The following is an 11,981-nucleotide window of genomic DNA, read 5'->3' on the forward strand; positions in this document are numbered from 1 at the left end:
AGGTAAATACCGAGGAAGACGTGCCGACCACGATCGGCACCAGAAAGTCTTGTACTACCGACAGGTTAAAAAACTAAGTATACGGGAAACTGCAGACGCCACAGGATACAGTACCTCCCAAGTATGCCGCATTCAGGCTTTTTATTCACAGGAAGAAAGATAAGGTAAAAAATAGATACTCTTTTTTTTATTACAAACTTTTTTAATAAAAAAATAAGAATATTATGACATCTTTACATTGCTCAGTAGATTGTGTACACTATTCATCAGTAATAAATTGTTTTACAGATTATTTAATATAGTATATTCAAATTCCTTGGATAGTTCTATATTCAAGTCAGGGTAGTCTCACGACGGAGGTCTTAACTTGGATTTGCATATAAATTAATGACAGTGTATTTATGTAAGATAGTTAACTGTGTCTATAAATTAGAAGTGATCATTTGTTTATTTAAAAAATTTTCAATATTAAATATTATTTAGTTGTTATAAACGATATATTTTAATTTTAACAAATAATAAATATTCAAATTAATTATAATTAATCACCTATAAAATAGTTAGTTAATGTTAAAAACAATTTGGTGAAAAATAATAAAAGGGATGATCGTATCGTCCACTCTTTAGAAAAGTTATTATATAGAAATTTCCTTTAAAAGCAGATCTATATAAATTTTAATTAAATCAAAATTTATTTGCATGAACAACAATAATTTTTGTAGATTTTTTCAAAATCTAGTTTATCTAAACTACGTGAGAGTGTTATTACACTGTACATATAAAAAATTTTATCAGTGATACTATCGAAGATATAAATAAATATTTATATAAAAATAAATATCAATAATATTTTTCTATAAAGTAGAAAATTAGGGCATAATGGAACCCCTGTTATAAAGAGATCTATTTTGATTGGTGGACATGGATGCATGATATGTGTGTCACTACTTTAATGATCACTTTGTGGTACTGTACTAACCGTACCGTTTCCTTTGTAGCGATTTTTAATAATCGTCTGCTGTACGAAAAAGACAATCGCTTACTTACAGTTTTATTCAGATAAGAAGACAATTTCTCTTCTCACTATTCAAGGTATCTCTAATGATAAAGAAACCAATGAAATCAACGAATTTAATTATTTTATTCTTTTTGATTTTCACATTTCCCCTTTCAGCCTGTACAAACTTTCAGGATATAGAAGTGGGGTTTTCACCTGGTATGACAGCAAAACATATAGTCCTAACCGCAATAGAAGAAGCTAAAAAATCGATTGATATTGCGGCTTATTCTTTTACCAGTAAGCCGATCGCATTAGCCATTATTAATGCCCAACAAAGAGGAGTCAATGTGCGTGTAGTTGCCGACAAGAACTCAAACGGGAGAAAGTATACTGCTGTAACTTATTTAGCTAATCACCATGTACCAGTAAGACTTAATGACAATTATGCAATCATGCACAATAAGTTCATGATTATCGATGGTCATTCAGTGGAAACTGGATCGTTTAACTATACACAAAGCGCAGCATCACGTAACGCAGAAAATGTAATTTATCTACGCCACCGGCCGGATATTGCTGAAAAATACACACGGGAATTTAACCGAATATGGAATGAAGGGATGGACAAAAAATCTACGTATTAATACATAACGTAAGATAGGTGTAGAATTACCAATATGTTACCCGTATTACTAGTGATAGTATCTACTGTAAAAATTATTGAGGATCAAAAATGAAAAGACTAATGTTTGTAGCGACAAAATAGGCTACTACGACTAAGAAGTACCAGCAATACACTCGTTAAGAACTGCACTAGTTTTATCAGAGCACTAACTAGAAGCAAAGTGAGGTTAAATACTAGGGTAGCATGAATGTGCAATTTCAGTTCATGTCTGGTGTAGAACAATGTCAATGATTCATCAGTTTACTTTAACTTATTAAACAACTTTGCAAAAAACTTATAGCAATCTTGCTTGATTTGCATTTTATTTAATGTAGGTAATTCAAAATTAAATATGGGTTAAATATTGTGGTATAAGTATCTTTACTTACTACTAAATCAAGAATAATAGACTATTAATATAGTATATAATATACCTTTTAGGTAAATAGTTATATTCTGCAACCGTCATATTTATCCGGTGCGTTTAACAAATTGGTCTCTTGAACTCACTTTTTTCTGGTTATTACTTGTTGGTGCCATATTTTTCTTTCCTGTAGAACCTGCTATGAACAACATCACATCAACTTACCACATTATTAACTTACTCCAGCACATTCTCTAACTCACAAACGCTAGTTTCAACGTTTTTGTAGCTCAGGATTACTTTAGGTTATACATGCAAATTTTTTTTACAAATGAATAGTAGTGGAATAACCCTGAACAAACATAGTATGCGCGACCTGGTGCATTGTAGTTACGGCTAGTACAACCTAGTGTAATGATGCTCGTATTTCAGTTTAATCTTGCGGTAATCGACCATGTTATAGAAGGAGAGCTAATAAATGTAATCTTTCAGGAAGCAGAAAGATGTGAAAACCGTAATTAATCTACAGGTAAAAATAAATGAGGCAGTCGGTCACTGAGAAATTTTCTGGTAACCATAAAACTATCAGTACCGTATAATAAATTTTACCGAAAGGACTAAGTATGTAGCTAGAAAACTGCTGGAAGAGGACCCAACAGTACTGGGTATAGACCCAGTACTTCTGCGGTTTTATCAGCGTCTTTGCATATTATACGTCTAAGTCAGTTATAGTAATACCACGTTTATAAATCTGCTTGTTATTATACAGTACACATATAATACTGATACGCCACGGCGATATACATATATACCTAATAACAATTTATCTGAAATATTTTCACGAAAGATTCTTCTTCTTTCTCACATATTTTAATCTTTAATTTTTTAAAAAAGAAGCGTATAGTTAAAAAATGTAAACAGGTCTCATTAATTATTAATATTATTTATAATTAATACGGATTAATTCATAGAACAAGAAAAAAGTCACTACTGCAATAATAGTTATATATGGATTTATTGTTATTTAACTTTATTAATAATTTTAAAAAACCACTTTCTACAATACAGGAAAGTGACTCTAAAACGTTGCTCCGGAGAGGTTCTTTGTAACCATACGGAAATCAGCAATGTGATCTATAGTTTCTTAACTCATGCGCTAGTGACAAATATAGCATTATAGGAACAGTTGATACCGCTAACTCAGTAGTTCATTTTAATAAGTTGTTTATTATAGCGTTTAGTACTCTCATGAACTAACTTTCTTATATAAAAATCGTTTACATAGGATGTATATTTTCATTTAAAGCATTAATAAGCTCTTCCAATAAAGATTGTGATGAAGCTGTAATTAAACTTTCTCCCCATAAGATTCCTTTCTGGATACCATGAAGGTTAGCATACGCTAATCCTGTTTCTTTCATGCACGGAATCAATGCTGCTATGTCCCAAGGTTTCATTAATGTATCTACAGCTGCATTAATTCTGCCAAATAAAACCATCATATGTTGATAGCTATCATTGATAAAAACAATGTCTTTGGCCCTTTCAATAACATTCTTAATGTTATAAGCTTTCTTTCCTTCACGTGAATCAAATATAGTACTATGTACTCCTGAAAATGATACTACAGCATTATTAATATTATATACACTACCTACTAAAAGTTCTACCTTAATAGGACTTTCATTACCATATTGAATCCAGCACCCTTCTCCAAGAGAAGCATAAATTATTTTATTTAATGCAGGAAATGAGATAACTCCAATCACAGGTTCGTTATTTTCTATATAAGATAAAAGAGTACTAAACAGGGGTACCCCATATAAAAATGTCCTTGTTCCATCTATGGGATCAATAACCCAACCTGTTTCAAAGTAATTCTTATTATTAGACCCAAATTCTTCACCTAATATAGGTATATTAGGTGTCACAATAGAGAGAAATTCTCTTATTTTCTTTTCAATATAAAGATCTGTTTTTGTAACAAGAGATTGATCTGGTTTCAGACTAAACTCTTTTGCATGATTAAAACAATAAAGCGTGTAATTTCGCACACTAATTATAGCCTTTATGGCAATATTCAGCATTATGACCTCATTCATTATTAATTTCAGATATCTAATATTGTAATTATCTATTTAAATTTAATAATTTTAACATAAATTCATCTAAATTATCCTTGAACATATTTATATCCGATAACGCATAATTTGAATGTTCATCACTTAATTTTAAAATTCCAGAACATGTTACTTGAAAGTTTATCTGAAGATAATTTTTCTCGTTTACTTGATAGCTAGTTGCATTCTTATAATCATCTACACTTAAAATATTAAGATTTGTCTCTTCTTTAATTTCACGGCTTAGTGCCTGTAGCATAGTTTCTCCATGTTCCATTCCACCGGAAGGAATTTCCCATACATTTGGCATAAATTCATGTTTAGATCTTTTAATGAAAAGAATACCACTTTCATTATTTACAGTAATAATACCTCCTACTACAATGCGATAATACTGGTTAATTGAATCTAATATTTTATGAGGAATAAGTTTTTCTATCATTTTCTATATTGCTCTGATACTTTATTAATAATAGATAAATAATTTTCTATAAAATTAAAACGTTCATCTCCATACCACACATCTAGTTTAAACATACTATTATGAAAATTAATAGAATTTATGAAATTTTCTCTTTCGATACGAATTTTGTTAGAATAAATTTGTGATATTTTATGAGGAGAATGAAAAAGAAAATATTTCTCAAGAGGACATGTAGATCCGGGGATATCAGCTTCAACAGCTCCTGCTTTATTTAATTGTTCAACAAATTGTTTGATATTAATTATAAATTGGTTCTGATTAAATAATATTGGTAATGCATACCAAGCAGGATTAGCTTTTTCCGGTACTCGGACAACTTTTAGACCTTTAATTGCATCGATACCTTGTTTCATCAATAATGCAGTTTCACGTTTTTCTTCCATCATCTGCTCAAAATAATCCATTTGTGGAAGAACAACCGCAGCTGCTAAAGGATGCATACGTAAATTTAAGCCTGTGCCAGTTGTAGAAAAATCTTTTAAGTCTTCGTAGCAGACCTCTTTTATAGCACGTTTATTAAAATGTCCAACAAGAACTGCTCTTTCGTACATTCTACGATGTTTCGTAGCAAAAAAACCACCTTCTCCAGAAGTTAAAATTTTCTTTCCCTGAAAACTCCAAGCCGCACCATCAGCAAAACTACCTACTATTTTCCCATCCCATGTTGCACCATGAGCATGCGAGCTATCTTCAAGTAAGAGTAGGTTATGTCTAGAACAAATATCCATGAGCGCGTCAAGATCACATGGAATACCCCACATATGAGTAATGACTACAGCTTTAGTTTTAGAAGTGACTAGAGATTCAACCGCTTGAGGGTCAATATTTCCGTTGTCACCACAATCCGCAAATTTTAGTTCAGCACCTAACTGATGAAGTGGTGCACAAGTAGCAAAAAACGTATAGCTAGGTACTATTACCTCATCTCCGTGAGTAATTCCTGCACCATAAAACATAGAGAATAAGGCAGTGGTTCCAGAATTTACTGCAATGGCGTTTTGTACATTAAATTTTTCTTTAAATTTTCTCTCCAAACGTTCATAGATACCACTATCGTCATAGATTGATATCTCTTCCATCAGCTGAGTTTGAACACTAGAGCATATCTCATTAGTAATCTTAGGGTGAATAAACTTTGAATATTTAACATTCATAATAAATGTTCCTTTTAATCTGTTAATTTATTATATTTACTACTTTCAAAAGCTTTTTCTAGAACACGCATCAAAGAAATTGAGCTATTTAAATTTCTTTCAAACCCTGCTTCTCCCCCCTCAAAGAGAAATTCTTTATACATTCTAGAAAATGATGAAATATCTTTAACTTTTATAGCATAAATTATCTCTTGCTTTTTGTTCTTTACAACAACTTTTTTCTTATTTGCATAAAATATTTTATTTTGTCCATAAACAGTAATATCTTCATGCTTTTGCAAAGCTACACATGATATATATGCAATTATGATAACCTTGTCGCATTCGAGTTCAACAAACGCAATATCGTCTACATTATACTCTCCATTAGAAGAGTTAATTAACCTAGCGTGGTTAATTTTAATTTCCTTTCCATTAAATAAATAATTAATAATATCTACAACATGGTGTCCCATGTCTAACCATACACCTCCTCCAGATGTAGAGAACTGACTTCTCCATCTTCCATTTGGATTCCTGCTAGGAATTGTATATCTAATATCTATCTGAAATATTTTTTCTTGCGTTTCATATATTTTATTTTTTAGAATTTCATATGCTAGTGTATATCTTTTCTGGCATACTGTAAGTATCTTAAAATCACGATCACGTGATAAATCACTAAAAATTTTCGATTGAGATAATGTTAAAGCAAATGGTTTTTCTTTAATAACTTTCATTGGAAAGTTACTACAGTAACTAAGTACCTCATAATACATTGCATGGGGTAATGCAATTACAACCGTATCGGGTTTTATTAAACTAATTAATTCTTTATAACTTAAGAAACTGGGTACATAATAATTAAGAAGATTCCTTACATTATTTATGTTCTCTTGTAATAAATCACATACTCCATAAATCTTTACTCCTAATGAATCTATAGCCGGTATATGTTCTTTTATGACAATATTACCACATCCGATAATAGCAAGTTTCATATTAACCTCCTAATTTTATGGTAAGGGAATACCCTTTTCTATATAAATAATATATAAAAAAGTAATATAATAGATGAGATATTATTTACTTTTTACGTAAATTTAAATTCTTTCTAATAAAGAAAGAGATTTAACATCTCTATTTTTTAACATTAATTTATATAAAAATAATTTGATACTTATCATATGTTTAAAGAGGGATTTCATATAAGATCAACAATATATTAGAGTAGTAATTATTCTATATTGCAGATCATATATAAAATAATTAAAAAATTAAAGTGCTTTTATAACTTAAAACTATCTAATTAAAAATAAGAATTTAATTCTTATTTTTAATCTTTCAATAAAAAGCAATGTAGTTCTATATAAATAAGATATATAAATTATATCATTTATATTATATATGATATTTTTTATTTTTATGTACAGAAACTGTATCTTCGATATTTTTTTTCATAAAAAAAGAAAATTATTTCTTTATTTTAACAGTACTAAATATGATCTAGCTAAATAAAATAATTTAAAATATTTTAATAAATTACTATTCTAAATTTATTAGTGTACTCTCCCTTTTTAAAAGGGATTCACAAATCTAGAGGATTTTTTAAAATTAAGATTGTATAATAAAATGTTATCAAAAACCTTTATTTCTGATATACCACACTTTTTATAAAAGTAAATTACATTAAATCACTGTTATTAACTATCAAAATGATTTCTTATTTTTACTTAGTTTTGTATTGAATCTTATTCAAGTTTTTTATTGTATGTTAATTCTTGATAGATAATAGACTATCTTCTTGAATAAGAAGATAGTCTATTATCTCACTATATAGTAATCTTATTGGGTTCACAAGTTATTTATTATTATTTTTTGACAAGCCTCAAAATTGCTTTATTAAAAAATCAGTATTAATAATATTTTGTAAAAAATAAAAACATATCAATAATTTGATAAGAAAATTTTACAGTATAAAAACAATTATTTATTTAATATAAAAGTTATTATAAAAAAGAAAAATCAGTGATATGTAATTAATTCTTACATATCTATTTTTAGAGATAGATTATATCATATGATATTCTCTCTTACTTTAAAAATAAGAATTAAATAATATACTACATATCGTAGTTTGATAGTATTTTCAATATTCAGGAAAGTATATTTGTATTATACCATCTATAAATCTTTTAGTATTTAGAGGAAAAAATATGCGATTAATGATTAAATCTAGTTTAGCACTTTATGAAATTAAACGACGTTTTACTTATCTTAATGAGTTTTATTATAATGAAAATAATTTTTTTCGGAAATCTTCTAATTTTTTACAATTTGTCCGAGATGAAGGATTATTCTCTATACTAATTCATGAATTATTAGCTAATGAAAATTATTTAACTGAAATTGCATCTAATTCATATAAGCACGTGAATCATTTTTCTAAAATTGTTTTAATTAACGACACAAATAAAAATAACTGCCGCCTAACGCTACATATTTGGAAACCCCCATTTACTAAAAATGAAATTAATCAAGAGCTTATTCATGATCACCGTTTCAGTTTTTCTTCTTATGTTCTTTGTGGGACGCAGATACATGAAATTTTTTATGAATCTAAGAAAAGACCAATTTCTAAAGTTCGATTTCAAAAATATAAATATCTTCCGTCCATTACAGGGAATATCCATGACTGTTTTTTTGAGAAAGATGTCTACCTGAATAAAATTGCAGAAAAGACCGTTAGTCGTGGCAATATATATACTATGCGCAGTGACGTTATTCATCGTATAGTGTTTCCTACTGGTAATGAACCTATCATTTCATTTTTAGTAAGGGGAAGACAAAAAAAACATTATACTTACACATATAATACATTTTATCCTCGTAAACATACGTTATTTAACGTTCCAATGTATACAACGAACGAATTACGTGAGTTACTGAAATATACTTTAGAAAAAATCTGAGAATATAATATTATGAGTCTTATTGTTCATAAAGAAGGTTCAGTGCATGAACGGCATGGTGCATATAATATTTTTCGTCAACTAGCTGTGAAGATTTTTGCTGATCATATTGATGATATTCAGTATTATAAGTGGCTTGACGAAATTCCTCATAAAGTGAGTAATCTTTTCCCTTCTGTAGAGTTTAAAGAACACGATTGGGTAAGAGTTAATCCACCTTTGAATACAGCCGTATATTACGACACTCCTAAATATAATATACTTCCTACCGGTTCCTTATTGAGAACATCTTGTAGTAAACTTACCCATGCTTTTTGTGCTTTTAAGATGCCTGAGGATACAACAGGTAACCGCTTGGATAGGCGTCATGTATTTGTAGGTAAAGAAAAAGCTATTATCCAGAATGATCCTGGTAGTAAGGCCGCTGTCAGTATTGTTAAAAAACTTATTACCCGTAGCGACGTTGATCAACCAGGTACTTTTCTTAAGCTAACTACTGGGATTTCACCAAAAAAATTGATTCCCTCCATGATGTTAAAGGGTTATCGTACAACATTTTATGTTCTTATAGATGGCTATGATATCCTACGATGTTCTCTCGATCGTTCCTCGGTATGTGATATTCGTTTTAGTAATTATACAGAAGATCTAAGTACTTGGAAAAATTTCCGAGAAATTGAGTTATCGCTTTATCCAAGAATTGCAGACACCATTAAAGGCGATCCCCGAGTTATTCAAATTATTAAATTCTTACGGGATTCTCTTATTAAAAGGTTTAATACAAATGTTATTTATAATATAAAGTATCAGCGTGGTATGACATTGCTTGGTAAATATTGAAATTTTCTTTCAAAAAATGCCATGCTTTCCGATAGATTATAAGTATCTATTCAAATCTATAAGAGATAAAAAATTAATTGCGCTTATTTTTAGTCTTGGGCGAAATAGTTTTCTATTTTTTTGTTGATCTTTATTTTTAATATTTTAAAAAAATTAATTATAAATTATTGCTTCAGTATTATCTTTTAGATAAATTAGGATTCATGAATGTCTGATACTGCTCTTATGTTATTTAAACCAGAGTTTAATCTTATAGAACGCAGAAGATTTTATCCGCTTATCCGGGACTATCTTACTCTTTTTAACCTCTCTGTTGAGAAAGAGTGTGAAATATGTACTAGAGATGAAAAAGAGCTTCTTTTCGATTGTGTTTATTCTAGACTTCTTAAAAATGCTCGTAGTAAGTATGAGGATAATTGTATAGGAGGATACACTTATTTAGCATTAAAAGCTCAAATTACTGATGAGCAGCTTTTCCGCGAATGGGTTTCTCCACAGAATATAGCTCTGAGTCTCAAAGAAGATTGCTATTATCTACAAAAGGATGGACAGAAAGTTATAAATCCTTTCTGTCCATATCAGAGAAGGTTGTTCACTGAAAGTACCACGTCGGTGCATCTTTTTCTTCTCAGCAAAAATAGTTCTTTATCATGGTCGGAAATTAAACCACTTTTTTAGGGGGATCCTATACAGTTTGGTGAGAACCACAGTGGGATACGTTCACATCTTAGTCAATGTAGCTGGTATACTTCTTCTACTAATGGCCTCCATTTATCAGCATCGTGTGCTGATGCTTATAAAGAAACTCATGAGGTGATGACATTTTTTACTAATAGAGGTTTGTAGTTCGTAGTATGAAAAAAGAACTTATTCTTATCCGACACGGCCATTCAGAGTGGCAGGCTGATACTACATCTGATGATAAAAACAGTCATCTAACAGATAGAGGAATAAGGGAAGCGAGAAAATTGTATAATATGCTTACTGAGTATACGGACTTTACTAATTTTTATTTAGTGAGTAGTCCTTTACATCGCGCTGTAGAAACTAGTCGCCTAGCTTTACCTCCCTCTCTTTTTTCGTCAATCTTTTTTGATAAGAGTTTTTGTGAAGCATCTTTTCACGTACGATCTGAACTAATTTTATCAAAGGATTTTTATCCTGAATTAAAAGGCTCACTAAGCCAAGAATATCTAAATTTTAAGTCAGCTATTAAAACAGCATTGGCCCGTGTGCTCGCTGTGCATGATCGTGTCATGATTTTTACTCATGGTGGAGTTATCAAGACTATTCTACGTCTTCACTGTGGCTCTGATGCATTCTGTACACAGATTGACAATTGCTCAGTTACGCACTTTATAAAAAATAAATATGTATGGTTACTTCGACGAGTTAATTATAGATACTAGGTTAGATTGCAGTCGTGTCCATAATATTAAATCTTTATTTATAAATTGTATTATTTAGTATTTATCTGAAATTTTATGCCGAATACTGCATTTAGTTATTTATAAAAAACTTTAGAAAACTATATATTTACTTATAAAATTAATATGACTCCCTTCATAAGGGAATCATATATACTATATGACTTTTTTTAAAAAAAGTAAAAGAAGTTACTTCTTTCTGTAGTAAAGAAAAGTAATTTTATGACATACTTAGTATATATATGAAAAAATAATTATAATTATGTTGTAAAGTTATATAACTTTACTATTATGATCTGTAGTTATGATTAACTAGAATTAATTTCATATAAAATTCATAATTTTTATGTCCCATTAAATTTAATTTGGAAAATATTTCCTATTAAAAATTAATTTAAATTAAAGTATTTTTTATTAGTTTGAAAAACTATACTTTTTATATTAAAAAGTGGTTTTGTTAGATGAGATTAATGATGGAAAATATGGAAATATATAGGTCTTAATGTATTTCCCATTGATTATGAACTTCTTTAAAAAAGAAAATAAAGGGTTATTGATATGAAAATATCTGTAACCGTGCATATATACTGAAAATTAATGATTTAATCAGTAGTTCAAAGAGAGATTTAAATAAATTAGTTTAAATTGTTCATGTATTTATTTACATTTTTTTAAAAATTTTCTTTCCTTTTCTAGAGTGATTCACTATGCCACGAATTTTCTTAAATAGTCTTCTAGAGAAGCAACCTCTACTTAAGAGTACTAGTAGTGTTTGGATTTTATTTTTTCACTCTAGTACTATTGTTATCCACAGTTTTACAGGTTAGATCCAATAATTAGACCAATAAGATCCTATATAGTACCAAATAGATCCCCGTAAGCTGTAGGCCGCACTGTACTTGGCTTAAAGGCTTATCCTGATGTGTGCTGGCGGGATAAAAATGTGTGCTGGCGGGATAAAAATGTGTGCTGGCGGG

At 29.5% G+C, this 11,981-nt stretch carries 9 protein-coding genes and 1 pseudogene; 6 read left to right on the forward strand and 4 right to left on the reverse strand.

Annotation, left to right across the window (positions count from 1 at the left end; all coding sequences use genetic code 11):
- Position 1 precedes the first annotated feature (1 nt).
- Together FD729_RS05325 and FD729_RS05055 are read left to right on the forward strand one after the other, a co-directional pair.
- Positions 2-163 (forward strand): annotated as a pseudogene (locus FD729_RS05325) (resolvase); the annotation flags it as partial.
- A 953-nt stretch (positions 164-1,116) separates the two neighbouring features.
- Positions 1,117-1,644: a phospholipase D family protein gene (locus tag FD729_RS05055; RefSeq protein ID WP_159932277.1), complete on the forward strand. Its 528-nt coding sequence runs from the start codon at positions 1,117-1,119 to the stop codon at positions 1,642-1,644.
- 1,661 nt (positions 1,645-3,305) lie between these two features.
- Here FD729_RS05055 and FD729_RS05060 read toward each other — a convergent pair.
- The 4 genes from FD729_RS05060 to FD729_RS05075 are packed head-to-tail and all read right to left on the reverse strand — an operon-like array spanning position 3,306 to position 6,766.
- Positions 3,306-4,115 (reverse strand): inositol monophosphatase family protein, encoded by an 810-nt coding sequence (locus FD729_RS05060; protein ID WP_159932229.1) that lies wholly within the window; start codon positions 4,113-4,115, stop codon positions 3,306-3,308.
- Positions 4,116-4,158: 43 nt separating this feature from the next.
- The gene (locus tag FD729_RS05065) at positions 4,159-4,590 is read right to left on the reverse strand and encodes an NUDIX hydrolase (protein WP_159932231.1); all 432 of its coding nucleotides are present in this window, start codon (positions 4,588-4,590) and stop codon (positions 4,159-4,161) included.
- A complete protein-coding gene (locus FD729_RS05070; protein ID WP_159932233.1) occupies positions 4,587-5,786 on the reverse strand; it encodes a DegT/DnrJ/EryC1/StrS aminotransferase family protein in 1,200 nt (399 codons plus the stop codon). The genes FD729_RS05065 and FD729_RS05070 overlap by 4 nt, the downstream gene beginning before the upstream one ends.
- Positions 5,787-5,800: 14 nt before the next feature.
- A complete protein-coding gene (locus FD729_RS05075; protein ID WP_159932235.1) occupies positions 5,801-6,766 on the reverse strand; it encodes a Gfo/Idh/MocA family protein in 966 nt (321 codons plus the stop codon).
- 1,215 nt (positions 6,767-7,981) lie between these two features.
- Here FD729_RS05075 and FD729_RS05080 point away from each other — a divergent pair.
- The 4 genes from FD729_RS05080 (at position 7,982) to FD729_RS05095 (ending at position 10,986) form a co-directional block, all read left to right on the forward strand.
- Complete coding sequence (locus FD729_RS05080) at positions 7,982-8,737, forward strand: hypothetical protein (RefSeq protein WP_159932237.1); 756 nt, start codon at positions 7,982-7,984, stop codon at positions 8,735-8,737.
- A gap of 12 nt (positions 8,738-8,749) precedes the next feature.
- On the forward strand, positions 8,750-9,577 hold the full coding sequence (locus FD729_RS05085; protein ID WP_159932239.1) for a hypothetical protein: 828 nt from the start codon (positions 8,750-8,752) through the stop codon (positions 9,575-9,577).
- A 207-nt stretch (positions 9,578-9,784) separates the two neighbouring features.
- Positions 9,785-10,255 carry a hypothetical protein gene (locus FD729_RS05090; protein WP_159932241.1) on the forward strand — a complete coding sequence of 157 codons (471 nt, stop codon included), beginning with the start codon at positions 9,785-9,787 and terminating at the stop codon, positions 10,253-10,255.
- Positions 10,256-10,431: 176 nt separating this feature from the next.
- On the forward strand, positions 10,432-10,986 hold the full coding sequence (locus FD729_RS05095) for a histidine phosphatase family protein (protein WP_159932243.1): 555 nt from the start codon (positions 10,432-10,434) through the stop codon (positions 10,984-10,986).
- Positions 10,987-11,981: the final 995 nt, after the last annotated feature.

Source organism: Pantoea sp. Nvir (genome assembly GCF_009829915.1).
Classification (GTDB): domain Bacteria; phylum Pseudomonadota; class Gammaproteobacteria; order Enterobacterales; family Enterobacteriaceae; genus Pantoea.

What these genes read in the sequence shown, in the direction of transcription:
- FD729_RS05055 (WP_159932277.1), top strand. Translation starts at nt 1,117, where the DNA reads ATGAAATCAACGAATTTAATTATTTTATTCTTTTTGATTTTCACATTT.
- FD729_RS05060 (WP_159932229.1), bottom strand. Translation starts at nt 4,115, where the DNA reads ATGCTGAATATTGCCATAAAGGCTATAATTAGTGTGCGAAATTACACG.
- FD729_RS05065 (WP_159932231.1), bottom strand. Translation starts at nt 4,590, where the DNA reads ATGATAGAAAAACTTATTCCTCATAAAATATTAGATTCAATTAACCAG.
- FD729_RS05070 (WP_159932233.1), bottom strand. Translation starts at nt 5,786, where the DNA reads ATGAATGTTAAATATTCAAAGTTTATTCACCCTAAGATTACTAATGAG.
- FD729_RS05075 (WP_159932235.1), bottom strand. Translation starts at nt 6,766, where the DNA reads ATGAAACTTGCTATTATCGGATGTGGTAATATTGTCATAAAAGAACAT.
- FD729_RS05080 (WP_159932237.1), top strand. Translation starts at nt 7,982, where the DNA reads ATGCGATTAATGATTAAATCTAGTTTAGCACTTTATGAAATTAAACGA.
- FD729_RS05085 (WP_159932239.1), top strand. Translation starts at nt 8,750, where the DNA reads ATGAGTCTTATTGTTCATAAAGAAGGTTCAGTGCATGAACGGCATGGT.
- FD729_RS05090 (WP_159932241.1), top strand. Translation starts at nt 9,785, where the DNA reads ATGTCTGATACTGCTCTTATGTTATTTAAACCAGAGTTTAATCTTATA.
- FD729_RS05095 (WP_159932243.1), top strand. Translation starts at nt 10,432, where the DNA reads ATGAAAAAAGAACTTATTCTTATCCGACACGGCCATTCAGAGTGGCAG.